Source organism: Streptomyces sp. NPDC088707, assembly GCF_044752725.1.
Taxonomy (GTDB): Bacteria; Actinomycetota; Actinomycetes; order Streptomycetales; family Streptomycetaceae; genus Streptomyces.
This window is the reverse complement of record NZ_JBIVLV010000010.1, coordinates 194,260-209,108: the sequence shown is the minus strand read 5'-3', so window position 1 is coordinate 209,108 and position 14,849 is coordinate 194,260. Positions and strand designations below refer to the sequence as shown.

At 72.5% G+C, this 14,849-nt stretch carries 17 protein-coding genes; 9 read left to right on the top strand and 8 right to left on the bottom strand.

Annotated features, from left to right (window positions below; translation table 11 throughout):
- The first annotated feature begins 141 nt into the window (after positions 1 to 141).
- The 4 genes from ACIP84_RS28430 (at position 142) to ACIP84_RS28415 (ending at position 4,209) form a co-directional block, all read left to right on the top strand.
- Positions 142 to 1,065 (top strand): serine hydrolase, encoded by a 924-nt coding sequence (locus tag ACIP84_RS28430; protein ID WP_401801472.1) that lies wholly within the window; start codon positions 142 to 144, stop codon positions 1,063 to 1,065.
- 98 nt (positions 1,066 to 1,163) lie between these two features.
- The gene (locus tag ACIP84_RS28425) at positions 1,164 to 2,810 is read left to right on the top strand and encodes a penicillin-binding transpeptidase domain-containing protein (RefSeq protein ID WP_401801469.1); all 1,647 of its coding nucleotides are present in this window, start codon (positions 1,164 to 1,166) and stop codon (positions 2,808 to 2,810) included.
- 56 nt (positions 2,811 to 2,866) lie between these two features.
- Positions 2,867 to 3,361 carry a YbaK/EbsC family protein gene (locus ACIP84_RS28420; RefSeq protein ID WP_401801467.1) on the top strand — a complete coding sequence of 165 codons (495 nt, stop codon included), beginning with the start codon at positions 2,867 to 2,869 and terminating at the stop codon, positions 3,359 to 3,361.
- Positions 3,358 to 4,209, top strand: a complete 852-nt coding sequence (locus ACIP84_RS28415; protein WP_401801464.1) for an EamA family transporter — start codon at positions 3,358 to 3,360, stop codon at positions 4,207 to 4,209. The genes ACIP84_RS28420 and ACIP84_RS28415 overlap by 4 nt, the downstream gene beginning before the upstream one ends.
- An 81-nt stretch (positions 4,210 to 4,290) precedes the next feature.
- Here the strand turns inward: ACIP84_RS28415 and ACIP84_RS28410 are convergent, their stop codons facing one another.
- Positions 4,291 to 4,575 carry a hypothetical protein gene (locus tag ACIP84_RS28410; RefSeq protein WP_355963999.1) on the bottom strand — a complete coding sequence of 95 codons (285 nt, stop codon included), beginning with the start codon at positions 4,573 to 4,575 and terminating at the stop codon, positions 4,291 to 4,293.
- A 378-nt stretch (positions 4,576 to 4,953) separates the two neighbouring features.
- Between ACIP84_RS28410 and ACIP84_RS28405 the strand changes: the two genes are divergently transcribed.
- Both ACIP84_RS28405 and ACIP84_RS28400 read left to right on the top strand, forming a co-directional pair.
- Complete coding sequence (locus tag ACIP84_RS28405) at positions 4,954 to 5,811, top strand: helix-turn-helix domain-containing protein (RefSeq protein WP_401801462.1); 858 nt, start codon at positions 4,954 to 4,956, stop codon at positions 5,809 to 5,811.
- 21 nt (positions 5,812 to 5,832) lie between these two features.
- Positions 5,833 to 6,033, top strand: coding sequence for a DUF397 domain-containing protein (locus ACIP84_RS28400; RefSeq protein WP_401801460.1), 201 nt, complete (start codon positions 5,833 to 5,835; stop codon positions 6,031 to 6,033).
- Between the two features lie 69 nt (positions 6,034 to 6,102).
- Here ACIP84_RS28400 and ACIP84_RS28395 read toward each other — a convergent pair whose 3' ends face one another.
- A complete protein-coding gene (locus ACIP84_RS28395) occupies positions 6,103 to 6,885 on the bottom strand; it encodes an SDR family oxidoreductase (RefSeq protein ID WP_355964005.1) in 783 nt (260 codons plus the stop codon).
- Positions 6,886 to 7,080: 195 nt separating this feature from the next.
- On the opposite strand from ACIP84_RS28395, the gene ACIP84_RS28390 reads away from it, so the two are divergent.
- Together ACIP84_RS28390 and ACIP84_RS28385 are read left to right on the top strand one after the other, a co-directional pair.
- Complete coding sequence (locus tag ACIP84_RS28390) at positions 7,081 to 7,818, top strand: 2OG-Fe dioxygenase family protein (protein ID WP_401801458.1); 738 nt, start codon at positions 7,081 to 7,083, stop codon at positions 7,816 to 7,818.
- A 104-nt stretch (positions 7,819 to 7,922) separates the two neighbouring features.
- Positions 7,923 to 8,540 carry a LysE family transporter gene (locus ACIP84_RS28385; RefSeq protein ID WP_355964009.1) on the top strand — a complete coding sequence of 206 codons (618 nt, stop codon included), beginning with the start codon at positions 7,923 to 7,925 and terminating at the stop codon, positions 8,538 to 8,540.
- Between the two features lie 22 nt (positions 8,541 to 8,562).
- Here the strand turns inward: ACIP84_RS28385 and ACIP84_RS28380 are convergent, their stop codons facing one another.
- The 6 genes from ACIP84_RS28380 to ACIP84_RS28355 form a co-directional block, all read right to left on the bottom strand.
- Positions 8,563 to 9,090 carry a YbaK/EbsC family protein gene (locus ACIP84_RS28380; protein ID WP_355964010.1) on the bottom strand — a complete coding sequence of 176 codons (528 nt, stop codon included), beginning with the start codon at positions 9,088 to 9,090 and terminating at the stop codon, positions 8,563 to 8,565.
- A 27-nt stretch (positions 9,091 to 9,117) separates the two neighbouring features.
- Positions 9,118 to 10,206, bottom strand: coding sequence for a helix-turn-helix domain-containing protein (locus ACIP84_RS28375; RefSeq protein WP_401801454.1), 1,089 nt, complete (start codon positions 10,204 to 10,206; stop codon positions 9,118 to 9,120).
- 172 nt (positions 10,207 to 10,378) lie between these two features.
- A complete protein-coding gene (locus ACIP84_RS28370; protein ID WP_355964013.1) occupies positions 10,379 to 11,554 on the bottom strand; it encodes a serine hydrolase domain-containing protein in 1,176 nt (391 codons plus the stop codon).
- Positions 11,555 to 11,626: 72 nt separating this feature from the next.
- The gene (locus tag ACIP84_RS28365) at positions 11,627 to 12,388 is read right to left on the bottom strand and encodes an energy-coupling factor ABC transporter ATP-binding protein (protein ID WP_401801452.1); all 762 of its coding nucleotides are present in this window, start codon (positions 12,386 to 12,388) and stop codon (positions 11,627 to 11,629) included.
- A complete protein-coding gene (gene cbiQ, locus ACIP84_RS28360) occupies positions 12,376 to 13,167 on the bottom strand; it encodes a cobalt ECF transporter T component CbiQ (protein ID WP_401801449.1) in 792 nt (263 codons plus the stop codon). Before cbiQ ends, ACIP84_RS28365 begins: the two co-directional genes overlap by 13 nt.
- Before the next feature lies 1 nt (position 13,168).
- Entirely contained in the window at positions 13,169 to 14,251 is a 1,083-nt protein-coding gene (locus ACIP84_RS28355; protein WP_401801446.1) for an energy-coupling factor ABC transporter permease, read from the bottom strand.
- 135 nt (positions 14,252 to 14,386) lie between these two features.
- Between ACIP84_RS28355 and ACIP84_RS28350 the strand changes: the two genes are divergently transcribed.
- Positions 14,387 to 14,797, top strand: a complete 411-nt coding sequence (locus ACIP84_RS28350; RefSeq protein ID WP_355964021.1) for an SsgA family sporulation/cell division regulator — start codon at positions 14,387 to 14,389, stop codon at positions 14,795 to 14,797.
- Positions 14,798 to 14,849: the final 52 nt, after the last annotated feature.

Sequence of the window (14,849 nt, the reverse complement as noted above, 5' to 3'; positions counted from 1 at the left end):
GGAATCGCAGTGACAGGGCGCGACCGGTGGTCGCGCCCTCTCGCTTGCCTTCGGCGGATTCGTACAACCATCCGCACGCTCAGGAGTCGTACAAGGCGAGTGCGCCGTACGCGCGTTCGCTTCGTTTCCAGGGGGACCCACATGACTCACCACATATCCGTGCGCGGCCGCGTGCTCACGACCGCGGCCGCCGTCGGAATGCTGCTACCCGTCGTCGCGGGCGCGGCGCCCGCGGCAGCCGCGACCGCGCCGCAGGTCAGCTGCACGTCCAGCCGGCCGGGGCTCGCCGCCAAGCTGCAGAGGGACATCACCGCCGCCCTCGCCACCCGCGCCGGAACCGTCGCCGTCGGCCTGCGCGACCGCACCACGAACACCACCTGCACCCTGCGCGGCACGACCTCGTACGACTCGGCCAGCGTCGTGAAGGTGACCGTCCTCGCCACGCTCCTCTGGGACGCCAAGAAGACCGGCCGGCACCTGACCTCGCGCGAGACCACCCTCGCCACCGCCATGATCACCAGGTCCGACAACGCGGCCACCACCTCCCTGTGGAACCAGCTCGGCGTCACCAAGGTGAAGGGCTTCCTGGCTGCGGCCGGCATGACGCGGACGGTGCCGGGGTCCGGCGGTTACTGGGGGCTCACCCGGATCAACGTCACCGACGAGCAGCGGCTGCTCTCCCTGATCACCGCCAGGAACACCGTCCTGAGCGACAACGCCCGGGCCTACGTCCTCAAGCTCATGGGGCAGGTCGTCACCTCGCAGAAGTGGGGGACCCCCGCCGGCGCGCCCTCCTCCGTGTCCAAGCACGTCAAGAACGGCTGGCTGCAGCGCGCCACGCGCGGCTGGCGTGTGCACAGCATCGGCGCCTTCCAGGGCGGCGGCCACGACTACACCATCACCGTGCTCACCGATGGCAACAGCTCCATGACCTACGGCGTGAACACGATCCAGGCCGTCTCCAAGGTGATCCACCGGGATCTGACCCCGACCGCGAAGGCCGAGTCCCGTTACACGCCGCCGCTCCCGCCGGCGGAGGCGCACATCGAGCTTCCCCAGGGCTGACGCCCGGCTCCCTGTGTGACGGAGAGGCCGGAAGGTGCTCGACACACGCATGGGGCGCTGCTTGACTCGTGGGTTCACACGGGGAGGGGAGCGCAGCCATGCGCAGTGGAGCCAAGGTCGCGATCGTGGGGGGCGTGTTCGTCGTCGTGGCGGGCGGTGTCGGTTACGGGGGCTACAACCTCTGGAACGGCGTCATGGGCGCTGAGAAGTCACCGCGGTCCAACTCCGCCGAAGCGCCGAGAACGGGGCCCGTCACGGACGAGGAGGTGACCACCGCCGCACGCGACTTCCTCACCGCCTGGGCCGCCGGGGAGCCGGAGAAGGCCGGGCAGCTGACGAACGACCCGGTCGCGGCCGGGCCGGCGGTGGCGGCCTACCACGACGGCGCGCGCATCACGAAGGCGGTGATCACGCCGGGGACGCCGGCCGGGACGACCGTGCCGTTCACGGTGAACGCCACGATCACGTACGAGGACGTGTCGAAGCCCTGGTCGTACACCTCCCGGCTGACCGTCGTCCGGGGGCAGGCCACCGGCCGGGCACTGGTGAAGTGGGCGCCGTCCGTGCTCCACCCGAAACTCCTCACCACCGGCGCCACGCTGCGGACGGGCGTCGCGAAGACGGCCCCCGTGAAGGCGGTCGACCGGAACGGCGCCGAGCTGACGGCCGCGAAGTACCCCTCGCTGAGGCCCGTCCTGGACACCCTGCGCCAGCGGTACGGGGCGAAGGCGGGCGGAGAGAGCGGCATCGAGACTTGGATCGACTCGGGCAGCGCGTCCGTGCCCGACTCCACCCTCCTCGTCCTGTCCAAGGGGAAGCCGGGCAGGCTGAAGACCACGATCGACGCCGACGTCCAGGCGGCGGCGGAGAAGGCCGTCAAGGCCTACGGGAACGCGTCGGTGGCCGCGATCGAGCCGTCGACGGGTGCGATCCGGGCGGTCGCCAACAGCCCCGCCACCGAGTTCAACGTCGCGTTCCAGGGAGCCCAGGCCCCCGGCTCGACGATGAAGATCGTCACGGCGGCGATGATGCTGCAGAACGGCCTGGCGACGCCCGACACCAAGGTCGAGTGTCCTTCCGAAGTCCTGTCGAGGGGGCGGACCTTCCAGAACCTCGACAGGTTCAGCATCACCGACGGCACCCTCACCCAGGCGTTCCGCCGGTCCTGCAACACCGCCTTCATCAAGGCGATCAGCACCCTCAGCGACAAGGGCATCGCGGACACCGCCCTCGGCGACACCGCCCGCGACTCCTTCGGCATCGGTCAGGTCTGGCAGGTGGGCGTGACCGCGGCGGACGGCAGCGTCCCCGAGTCGGCCGGCAGCGAGACGCCCGCCTCGTACATCGGCCAGGGCAGGATCACGATGAGCGCCCTGAACGTCGCCTCGCTCTCCGCGACCGTGAAGAACGGCGGCTTCCTCCAGCCCTACCTGGTGGCGCGGGACCTCGACGACCGCGAGTTCGCCACGGCCGAACCGCTCTCCGCCGAGGTCGCCAGGGGGCTGCGCACGATGATGAACGCGGCCGCGACGGCACCGGACGGCACCGCGGTCCGCGCGATGTCCGGACTCGCCTCCCCGAAGGGCGCGAAGACCGGCTCCGCCGAGGTCGACAACCAGGAGGACTCCAACAGCTGGTTCACCGGCTACTCCGGCGACCTCGCGGCAGCGGCGGTCGTCCAGTCCGGCGGCCACGGCGGCGACTCGGCGGGCCCGGTGGTGGCGAAGGTGCTGCGGGCCGGCTGACCCGCCCCTCGGAACCCGGTCGCATGGCCCGTACAACGACCGCTAGCGTGCGGGCCATGACCGTTGACGACAGCACAGCCCTCGCCCATCCCCGGTTCGCCGCCGCACTCCAGGAACTGGGGCTCGACGTCGAGGTCCGCCGCTTCCCGGACGAGACCCGTACCGCGCAGCAGGCCGCCGAGGCCATCGGCTGCGAGGTGTCGGAGATCGTGAAGTCCCTGGTGTTCGCGGCCGACGGGGTCCCGGTCCTCGTCCTGATGGACGGCGCCTCGCGGGTGGACGTCGACCGGGTACGGGCGGAGCTGGGCGCCGGGAAGGTGACCCGGGTGGACGCGAAGGTCGTCCGGGAGACGACCGGGTACGCGATCGGGGGCGTCCCGCCGTTCGGGCACCGCACCCGGACCCGGGTCCTCGCCGACCGGGGCCTGCTCGACCACGCGCTGGTGTGGGCGGCGGCGGGCAACCCGCACACGGTCTTCGCCCTCGACCCGAAGTCGCTGGTGGCGCACGCCGGCGGAACCCTGGTGGACGTCCGCGAGCCCGCGGCATGACGCCGCTCGTCACGCTGGCCGTCCTGGTCGCCGCCGTCACGCACGCGAGCTGGAACGCACTGGCGCACCACATCAAGGACCAGCTGATCTCGTTCACGCTGATATCCGGCGGCGGCGCCCTCATGGGCCTGGTCGCGGCCTGCTTCGTACCGTTGCCCGCGGCGGAGGCGTGGCCGTACCTGGCGGCCTCCGCGCTGCTGCACGTGGGCTACATGGTGCTGCTCATGCGCTCGTTCTCCCTGGGCGACTTCGGCCAGATGTACCCGATCGCGCGCGGTACGGCCCCGCTGGCCGTGACGGCGCTCGCGGCGGTCTTCGTGGACGAGATACCGGACGGCTGGCAGCTGCTGGGCGTCGCGGTGGCGTGCGCGGGCCTGACGGGCCTCGCCCTGTGGGGCATCCGGGGCAAGGGGGCGCGCCCCCACTGGCCGGCGCTGCTCGCGGCGGGCGCGACGGGCCTGTCGATCGCCCTGTACACGGTGGTGGACGGTGTCGGCGTCCGCGCCTCCGGCACGCCGCTGGGCTACATCGCGTGGCTGATGGTCCTGGAGGGCACGGCGATCCCGGCGTACGCCCTCTGGACCCGCCGGGCGGCCCTGCTCCCCCAGCTCCGCCCGTACGCGGGGCGGGGTCTGCTGGGCGCGGTCCTGTCGGTGGCCGCGTACAGCCTGGTGCTCTGGGCCCAGACGAAGGCGCCGCTGGCCCCGGTCGCGGCGCTGCGCGAGTCCTCGATCATCGTGGGCGCGGCCATCGGAGCCCTGTTCTTCAAGGAACGCTTCGGCGGCCCGAGGGTCGCGGCGGCGGGCCTGATGGCGGCAGGCATCGGACTGATGCTGCACGCCGGATGAGACAGGGGCGGCCCGGTGCGGGGGGGGGACGGCCGGGTGACGGGCGGCGGGTGCGCGGGGACGGCCGGGTGACGGACGGCGTCAGCCGACGCCGACGCCCATGCCCGTGCCCGCGCCGGGGGCCTGGCCGTCCCAGGACGCGCGGAAGAAGTCCGTACGGATGCGGCGGAAGCCGGTGTGACCGGTGGCCTGGGCGTGGGAGAGGCACCAGACGGCGGGCCCCCGCCCGTCGTCCGCCGCGCCGGAGCCGTCCAGGCAGGTGGTGCACTCGGCCTCGGTGATGGTCCCGCTGCCCGTCCGGTCGGGCCGTAACGCCCAGAGCCGGGGCCGCCGGGCGGTCCGGTGGTACGCCCCCGCCGCGCTCACCTCGCCCCACCCTCCGCGGCCGGCGGGGCCGGTACCGCCCGTACGGCCGGGCGGCGCCCCGGCGGGGCCGGTAACAGTCGGCGGACCGGGCCGGCACGGCGGACGCCAGGGATGCTCACGTCGACGCTCCTTCGAAGCGGTGGCCTCGCCCCGGCCGTTCGCGCGGTCGCGGGGGTCTTGCTGTTTCTCGTACGGACCAGCAAGATCAACTCACCGTTACGGTCGAGATACGGCACGTGATCGCCATCACAGCATGCCCACGCGCGCGGGAAGAATGCAAGGCTTGCGAACTCCCCCTCGGCGTTCCCGAGTCGAGGACCGGAGCGGTGACCGCACGCCCGCGCGGACAACCGCCCGGCAGAGAAGGGACCGCATCACATGCCGGCCAAGCGACCCCACCCGCCGACCGTCCGACTCCGGCGTCTCGCCGCGGAGTTGAGGAGGCTCCGCGCCGAGGCCGGACTCACGCGCGAGGACGTCGCACAGCGGACCGGGATCAACGAGGCGACGCTCTACCGGATCGAGAGATCACGGGCGCGGCCCCAAAGACGCACACTGGTCGGCCTGTTGGACGCCTACCGGGCCGACGAGGCGCACCGCGCCGACCTGCTGGCCCTGCAGAGCGGGGCGAACGACCAGGGCTGGATGCGGCCGTACCACTCGGAACTGCCCGAGGAGTACACCGCGTACATCGGCTTCGAGGCCGAGGCGCGGACGGTCCGCAACTACGAGTCGCTCTTCGTTCCCGGGCTCGCCCAGACGGAGCAGTACGCCACCGAGGTCGTCCGGGGCGTCCTCCCGGTGGCCAGCCGCAAGGAGGTCGCACAGCGCGTCCAGGCGCGCATGGAGCGCCAGGCCCTCCTCAGCGGGGAACAGCCCCTGCAGCTGCGGGCGATCGTGGACGAGGCGGCCCTGCGGCGCACGGTCGGGGGCCGCGAGGTCATGCGCGGCCAGGCACGGCATCTGCTCGAACTGATGGCGGAGCCGCACGTCACGTTCCAGGTGATCCCCTTCGAGAGGGGAGCACACGCCGGCATGACGGGCAGCTTCGTCCACATGGACTTCCCCCACGCGGACGATCCCGGGCTGGTGTACCTGGACACCCCGGCCGGCGACCTGTTCCTGGAGTCGGAGACGGAGATCCGGCGCTACAAGTCGATGTTCGAGCACCTCCAGGCGGTGGCCCTCGGGGCGGACGACAGCGCCGGGCTGCTGGCCAGGGTTGCGGAAGATTAGGACCGAGAGAGGGTGTGGGCGGTGCAGCACGACCCGGCCGAGCCGAAGTGGCGGAGCAGCAGCTACAGCAGCGGGAACGGCCAGTGCGTGGAGGTCATGGAGGACCCCCGCGGCACCGTCCCCGTCCGCGACGGCAAGACGGCCCCCACCGGCCCCCGCCTCTCCTTCGGACACGGGCCCTGGGCGTCCTTCGTGACCGCGGTCGGGGCGGGGCGGCTGTAGCCGGGGCGGGAGGGCGGCACGGCCCCGGAGCGCGTCCGTGGATCACGGCAGGGGCCGACCCGCTCCCCCTCAGTCCCCCAGCACCTCCGCGAAGTGCGTGTTCACCGCCAGCAGGCCGCCGTCCACGCGCAGCACCGTGCCCGTGATCCAGGACGCGTCCGCCGAGGCCAGGAAGGCGACCGCCGCCGCCACGTCCTCCGGGGCGCCCACCCGCGACAGCGGGTACACCCGGTCGGCCAGGGACCTCAGTTCGCGGTCCTTGCCCGACCACGCCGACGTCGCGATCGTGCCCGGGTTGATCTGGTTCACCCGCACCCCGCGCCCCGCCGCGTCGCCCGCGAGCGTGCGGGTCAGCGAGGCGAGGCCCGCCTTCGCCGCGCTGTAGGCGTGGTTGCCGAAGTCCGTCTCGGCGTTGACCGAGCCGATGTTCACGATCGCCCCGCGCCCGCCGGCCGCCGCCAGGTGCGGCAGCGCCGCCCGGGAGCAGCGGACCGCGCCCATGAAGGTCACGTCGTGCTGGACGGTGAACACCGCGTCCGGCTCGTCCTCGAAGCGGTCCCGGTCGGGTGCCACCGGGCCCAGCGCGTTGTTGACGAGGACGTCCAGGCGCCCGAAGGTCTCCACCGCGTACGCCGTCGCCTCGTCCACCGACGACTGGTCGCCCACGTCGCAGTGCCGGTGCTCCGCGCCCGGAATCCCCTCCGCGGTCTTCCGCGCCGCCGCCTCGTCCACGTCCGTGACCAGGACCCTCGCGCCCTCCGCCGCGAGCCGTCGCGCCGTCGCCGCGCCGATGCCGCGCGCCGCGCCCGTGATCAGTACCGCGTATCCGCCGAAGCGCTCCCTGAGGTCCATACGCCCGATCTCAGCACCCGGCTCCGGGCCGCGCCAGCCCCCCGTAACATCCCGTTCATCGATTACCCCCGCCCATAAGCACGAAGAAAGCGCAGCTACGGCAATTCGGCCAGGGCCGAAAGACTTTGACACACCCCTGGCGCGAATACCACGATCTACTTCGCCGACGACCACGCTTTCATCAGGGGGAAAACCATGTCCACGTATCAGTCCGGTGTCGAGGAAATCGCCGAGTCCCTTTCCTCCCGGAGCTACGACCTGATCTCCGGCGAGAAGGTGAAGCAGCTTCTCCTCCAGCGCTCCGAGACCGCCCTCGACGACCTGGAGCCGTTCCGCGACAGCTGGTCGCGGATGCCGCTCGACAGCTACATGGCGGACGGCGGACGCTACCGCCGTCGTCGGCACGCCACCCTGAGCGCGCCCCGCGCGAGCACCGAGTACCGCGTCGAGGCGCACCAGCCGCACTACCAGGGGCTCGACTACAACACCCTCAACGGCGGCGTGGCCCGGCACTACGAGCCGTTCGAGGAGCAGATCCTGCGCGGCCGCACCATGGACAGCCTGCTCACCCTCGGCTGCGACATCTTCGGCCGCCTCGCCCCGTACTCGGGCTGGCACATCGAGGCCCACCAGTTCCGCATCGAGGTCGACGGCGAGGAGGTCGGCCTGCCCACGCCGGAGGGTGTGCACCGCGACGGTGTCACGTTCGTCCTGATGGCGATGGTCGGCCGTTCGAACGCCACCGGCGGCGAGAGCACCGTCTTCAACCTGGACAAGCAGCCGGTCGAGAAGTTCTCCCTCACCGACCCGCTCGACGTGGCCCTCGTCAACGACGAGCGCGTCTACCACGGCGTCACGCCGATCGAGCAGATCGACCCCGCCGCCCCGGCCTCGCGCGACGTGCTGGTCATCACCTACCGTCACAAGCCGTGATGTCAGGGGCGGGTGGGAGGGGACGGGGTCCGCGCGGACCCGGGCCCTCCCACCCGCTCACCCCTTGAGTGAGTACGTGAGCGAGAAGGCGGGAAGTCGGGAACATGGGTCAGCTCATCGCCGTGGCGGTCATCACCGTTCTGGCTGTCATCAGCCCCGGCGCGGATTTCGCGATGACCGTCCGCAACAGTTATCTGTACGGAAGGACCGCCGGCGTTCTCGCGGCCGTCGGAATTGCGCTCGGCGTTCTCGTCCACGTCACTTACACCATGCTGGGTGTCGGACTTCTGGTCTCCAGGACGCCGATGCTTTTCACGGCGATGAAACTCATCGGCGCCGCATATCTGGTGTACATCGGCTACAAGACGTTCGTCACCAAGGCCCAGGTGGACATCGACCTTTCGGAGGACGGCGGCCTTTCGAAGGCCGGGGCGCTCCGCACCGGCTTTCTGACGAACGCGCTCAACCCGAAGACGATGCTGTTCGTGCTGAGCACGTACACCCAGGTCGTCAGCGCCGACACCCCCGTCTTCCAGCAGGTCGGCTACGGACTCTTCATGTCCTTCGCCCACCTGGTCTGGTTCGGCCTCGCCGCCGTCCTCTTCTCCAACCAGGCCCTGCGGTCCCGGCTGCTGCAGCGGCAGACCGTGCTCAACAAGGTCATCGGGGCCGTGCTGGTCGGACTGGGCATGCTGCTGGCGCTGACGCCCGCCATGGCCTGAGCGGCCTGACGCCTCCCGTGGGTCAGTCCGTCGAGACCCGCTCCACGCGCGGCTCCGCGATCGCCCTGTAGTCCTCCGACGACAGGGCGATCGAGCGGTCGAGCCGCGCGGCGTTGAAGTAGAACTCCCCGTGCGTCAGCAGAGCGGGGTCCACGAGGAGTTCCAGCCGCTCGTCGAACGCGAACGGCAGGATCGTGCCGCTCGGCGAACCCGCGAGGTCCTCCGCGATCTCCGGGGACGCGAAGGAGACGTACGTGCCGCCGTAGAGCGCCTTCACCGCGTTCAGGTCGATCCGCCGGTCACCGGGGACGACGACGAGCGCGAAGCGCTTCTCCTTCTTGCCGATCTTCACCATGGCGATGATGCACTTGGCCGCCTCGGCGAGCGTGTGCCCCCGCAGCGCGCTGACCGCCTCGGTGCCGCCCTCGGGGGCGTGCTCGATCACCCGGTACGCGGCTCCGCGCTCGTCCAGCAGGGCGAGCAGCTTCTCGTACGTCCCGTGGTCGGGCGTCGCGTCGGTCACGGCATCGGTCACGGCGTCGGCGGTCATGGGGGTTCCTCCTCGGTACGGCATGTTTCAAGTGGTTTCGTAGGACGGCGCGTTGACCCTACGCCGGTTGTCCAGGTGCCTGAGCAGCGCGACACCCGAGGCGTCCAGTTCGTACAGCACCCGTACGCCCGTCCGGCGCCGGCGCACCACGCCCGCCGCCACCAGGGACGTCAGATGCTCGGAGACCGTGCTCGGCGCGAGTCCGAGCATCGCCGCCAGGTCCGAGGTCGTGGTGGGTGCGACGAGGCCGCGGACCACCCCGGCCCTGCTGCGGCCGAGGAGGATCTCGAGCCGGTCGCCGCGCGCCGGTTCGTCGGCCCCCTCGTCGGCCCGTCCGCCCGCCCGTCCCCCGGCCCGCCGCCCGGGCCGGATCTCGCACGCCAGGACGGCGGCCCCCTCGGCCTGGTACGACACGGCCGCCACGCCGTTCGGAGCGAAGCCCAGGAGGGACGCCCCCCGGCCGAACACCAGCGGGACGAGGACGATGCGGGAGATGTCCGCCTTCACCGCGATCCTGCCCGGCGGTCCGGTGTGCAGGCGCAGGACGTCGCCGCGCCGCGAGACGGCCCCGTTGAGAGTGCCGAGGAGGCGGTCCGGGCCCTGGGTGGCGAGCACCCGGGCCCGGAGCAGGATGTCGTCGTCCGTGACGGTCCGCAGGGACGCCTCGTACGGGGCGAGGGCGGCGCGCACGTAGCGCGGGAGGAAGGCGCACAGGTCGGCGATCCGCGCCCCGGGATCCGCGTACAGCGGGCGCACCTCGACGGGGACGCCCTGCGGGAACCACCGCTCCAGCTCCTCACGCACCCGGGCCGGGGACACCTCGCGGAGCAGCGCGATCTCGTCTGCCAGATCGGGCTGCCGGGCCGAGGACGGGACGGGCAGCAGGAACGACGGCAGGGTGCCGCCGCCGGCCCGGAAGAGGTGGACGAGCCACCCCGGCACGGTCACGTCGGCCCGCATCAGCGAACGCCGGGCCGCCCGGCCCCAGTTGGTGTACGGCCAGGGCGCGAGCCCCCGGTAGGCGGACAGCAGCCCGATGCTGCCGAACGTCTCCCACAGCCGGCTGTCGGCGATCCGAAGGGCTCCGGCGTGGGCCCCGTGTTCGGACGTCGTCAACGAGATCTCGATCACATGCGCCCCCGTGCGCCTGGTCCACCGAACGGTGGAGCGGGCACACGCTAGCGCTCGAATGATCACCCGCCCGCGCGCCGGAAGCGCAGAATGTCAGGTCGCGCCCGGAGCATGTCAGGTCGGGGAGACCACGAACGCCGGTGCGGCCGGCGGTGGTTCACACCGCGCCGTTCACCACCGACCCGACCGCCCTCACCAGCGCCTGCGCCCGCGGGTCCGCCGTCACCGTCCTGCGCATGCCGTTCGTCACGTACCCGAAGGCGATGCCGGCGTCGGGGTCGGCGAAGCCGAGCGAGCCGCCGCGGCCCGGATGGCCGTACGACGACGGGCCGAGGAGCGGGGACGCCGGGCCGTGCAGCATGTGGCCGAGGCCGAAGCGGGTGCCGACCAGCAGCACCTTGTCGGCGCCCGCCGACTCCTCGGTCCGGGCGAGCGTGAGGGTGTCGGGGGTGAAGAGGCGTTCGGCGCCGTCCACGGGGCCGAGGGTGGCCGCGTAGAAGCGGGAGAGGGCGCGGGCGGTCGCCACCCCGGCGGAGCCGGGCAGTTCGGCGGCCCGGTAGACCGGGTCGTTCTCGTCGGGCTTGGGGTCGATGACCCCGAAGGCACGCCGGGTCAGCGAGTCCGGGTCCTGGTACGCCTCGGTGACGGAGCGCTTGGGGCGGAGCTTCAGGGCGCCGCTGCCGGGCGGTTCGATCTCCTCGACGGGGCCCAGGCGGCCGACCCGGTGGGCCTCCGCGTCGGGGAGCCCGATCCACAGGTCGAGGCGGAGGGGGGCGGTGATCTCCTCGGCGACCCAGCGGCCGATGGTGCGGCCGGTGACCCGGTGGACCAGGCCGGAGAGCAGCCAGCTGAAGGTGTGGGCGTGGTAGCCGTGGGCCGTGCCGGGCTCCCAGACGGGGGTCTGGGCGGCCACCGCGCGGCTCGCGGTCTCCAGGTCGACGGCCTCGGCGAGGGTGAGCGGCCGGTCCAGGACGGGGACGCCGGCGCGGTGTGCGAGCAGCTGCCGCACGGTCACGGCGTCCTTGCCCGCCGCCTTGAACTCGGGCCAGTACGCGGCGACGGGGGCGTCCAGGTCGAGCAGCCCGCGCTGGTGCAGAAGCAGGGGTACGGCGGCGGCGACGCCCTTGGTGGCCGAGCGGACGACCTGGGCGGTGTCGGCCGTCCACGGCTCCGTGCCGTCGACGTCCTTCGCGCCCGCCCACAGGTCGACGACCTTCTCGCCGTCGCGGTGGACGGCGACGGCCGCCCCGCGCTCGCCCCGCTGCTCGAAGTTGCGCAGGAACGCGTCCCTGACCGGCTCCCAGCCCGCCGCCACCGTGCCCCGGACGTCCACGTCACCGCTCCTCACTCGCCGATCCGACTCCCCATGGTGCAACGCGGCGGGCGAGGGGCGGATTCCGGGGCCTCAGGCCACCGAGCTCGGTACGAAGCCGAACGGCAGTTCCAGGCGGTGCCTGGCCATCAGCTCCTCGTCGGCGAGGATGTCGCCGGTCCGCCCGTCGGCGGCGATGACGCCGTCGCTGAGGATCACCGCGCGCGGGCAGAGCTCCAGGGCGTACGGCAGGTCGTGGGTGACCATGAGGACGGTGACGTCGAGCGTCCGGAGGATGTCGGCGAGCTCGCGGCGCGAGGCCGGGTCCAGGTTGGACGACGGCTCGTCGAGGACGAGGATCTCCGGCTCCATGGCGAGGACCGTCGCGACGGCGACGCGGCGGCGCTGCCCGAAGGAGAGGTGGTGCGGCGGCCGGTCGGCGAACTCGGCCATCCCGACCCGGTCGAGGGCCTTCCGTACGACGGCCTCCAGTGCGGCGCCCCGGAGACCCGCGGCCGCCGGGCCGAAGGCCACGTCCTCGCGGACGGTCGGCATGAACAGCTGGTCGTCGGGGTCCTGGAAGACGATGCCGACCTTGCGCCGGATCTCGGCCAGGTGCTTCCTGCCGACGGGCAGCCCGGCGACGGCTACGGTGCCCGCGCCGCCGGTGAGGATGCCGTTGAGGTGGAGGACGAGGGTGGTCTTGCCGGCGCCGTTGGGCCCGAGGAGGGCGACCCGCTCGCCGCGCCCGACGGTCAGGTCGACGCCGAAGAGGGCCTGGTGGCCGTCGGGGTACGCGTACGCGAGGCCGCGCACGTCCAGCGAGGGGGCGGGGGCGGCGGTCATAGGGTCCATCCCAGGAGGCAGATCAGAAGTGCGGTGAGCGGGAGCGCCGCCGCGTACGTCCACTGGGCGCGGGTCGCGGTCACCTCGTCGATGACCGGCATGGTGCCCGTGTAGCCACGGCTGACCATGGCGAGGTGGACCCGCTCCCCGCGCTCGTACGAGCGGATGAAGAGCGCGCCCGCCGACTTGGCGAGGACGCCCCAGTGGCGGACGCCCCGCGCCTCGAAGCCCCGCGAACGGCGGGCGACGGACATCCGGCGCATCTCGTCCGTGATGACGTCGCCGTACCGGATCATGAACGAGGCGATCTGGACGAGCAGCGGGGGCAGCTTCAGCCGCTGGAGGCCGAGGAGCAGCTCGCGCAGTTCGGTGGTGGCGGCGAGGAGCACGGAGGCGGCGACGCCGAGGGTGCCCTTGGCGAGGACGTTCCAGGCGCCCCACAGGCCGGGGACGCTCAGCGAGACCCCGAGGACGGTGGTCTGCTCGCCGGGGACCACGAAGGGCATGAGCAGCGCGAACGCGACGAACGGCACCTCGATGAGCAGCCGCTTCAGCAGGAAGCCGGCCGGGACGCGGGCCTTCGCCGCCACGACCGCGAGGAGCAGGGCGTAGAGGGCGAAGGCCCAGACGGCCTCGCGGGGCGTCGAGACGACGACCACGACGAAGCCGAGGACCGCGGCCAGCTTGGTGTGCGGGGGCAGCTCGTGGACCGGCGAGCGCGCGTGCCGGTAGAGCCTGTGGGCTCCCCCGTGGCCTCCGGCACGGGAGGTACCCCCGCCCGCTCCCATGTCAGACGGTCGTTTCCGCGTGCGTACCGGGTTCCGTGTGCGTACGGCGGCGGCGGACGACCCAGAAGGCCCCCGTGCCGACGGCGAGGGTCGCGCCCACGCCGATCGCGCCGGCCAGACCGCCGGAGAGGCGGGCCGTCTCGATGCCCTTGACGCCGTAGTCGGCGAGCGGGGAGTCGGCGGCCGCGTGGTCCTCGACCTTGCTGTCGATGCCCTTGTCGGCGGCGACCTTCTCCAGGCCGTCGGGGCTTGCGGAGGCGTAGAAGGAGACGAAGCCGGCCAGGACGAGCGCGGTGACGACACCGCCGATCCACAGCTTCCTCGGGGACCCGGCGGGGGCGGTGGCGGGCTCGGCGGCCGGGGCCGCGTCGACCAGCTCGCCGCCGACGCGCAGCTTGAGCGGGGCGGTCAGGCCACGGGCGCCGTACACCAGGTCGGGGCGGACGGCGATGACCGCGCCGACGGTCAGCATGGTGATGACGGCCTCGCCGACGCCGATCAGGACGTGGACGCCGACCATGGCGGTGAGGACCTTGGAGACCGGGACGTCGGTGGTGCCGCCGACCGCGTAGAGGGCGGTGAAGGCGGCGGCCGCCGCCGGTACGGAGACGAGCGCGGCGACGAAGGAGGCCGCGGTCACCGAGGCGCGGGTGCGGGGCAGCAGCAGGACGAGGCCGCGGAAGAGCCCGTACGCGACGACGACCGTGACGACGCCCATGACCGTGATGTTCACGCCGAGCGCGGTGAGGCCGCCGTCGGCGAAGAGGATGCCCTGCATGAGCAGGACGACGGCGACGCAGAGGACGCCGGTCCACGGTCCGACGAGGATCGCCGCGAGCGCGCCGCCCAGGAGGTGGCCGCTGGTCCCGGCGGCGACCGGGAAGTTCAGCATCTGGACGGCGAAGATGAAGGCCGCGACGAGGCCGGCGAGCGGAGCGGTCCGCTCTCCCCCGTAGCCTCCGGCACGGGAGGTGCCCCCGAGCTCACGCCGTGCCCCGCGCAGGCTCACGGCGACGGCGCCGGCGGCGACGACACCGGCGGCGACCGATACGGGGGCGTTGATGAATCCGTCAGGTACATGCACGCCCTGAATGATGAGCGCTCCTGCAAAGCACTTGCAAGAGCGCACAGGTCACAGAACAGCGGCGCATGGGTCGTGCGCCGGCCGGGAAGGAGTGGGACATTAGTCGATAAGAGGACAAACGGTGAGGAGCCCCCGATGGCTGCCGCAGACGATCGCGCACTCGACCACGAAGCCGCCCGCCCCGTCGACCGCGACACCGACCTCGCGGTCGAGGACCACGCACGGGGGCGCATCATCAGCGACGCCCCCCTCTCCCGCCCCGTCCCCGTCGACCTCCGCTACGACCCCGGCTTCTCGCCCGCGACCGTCCGCTTCGTCTTCCCCGGCGACGTCGAGTGGTCCTTCCCCCGCGTCCTCCTGGAGACCGGCCTGCGCGCCCCGACCCGCCGCGGCGACATAGGCGTCTGGCCCTGCGGCCGCGTCCAGACGGTCGTCGAGCTCCACAAGGACGACGGGGTGGTGACGGTCGTCCAGTTCGACACGACGGCGCTGACCCGGTTCCTGAAACACACGTACGCCGCCGGCCCGTCGATGACGACGAGCTGACGGCGCACGAGAGGTGGCGTGACCCCGGGGACCAGACCCCGGGATCAGGCGG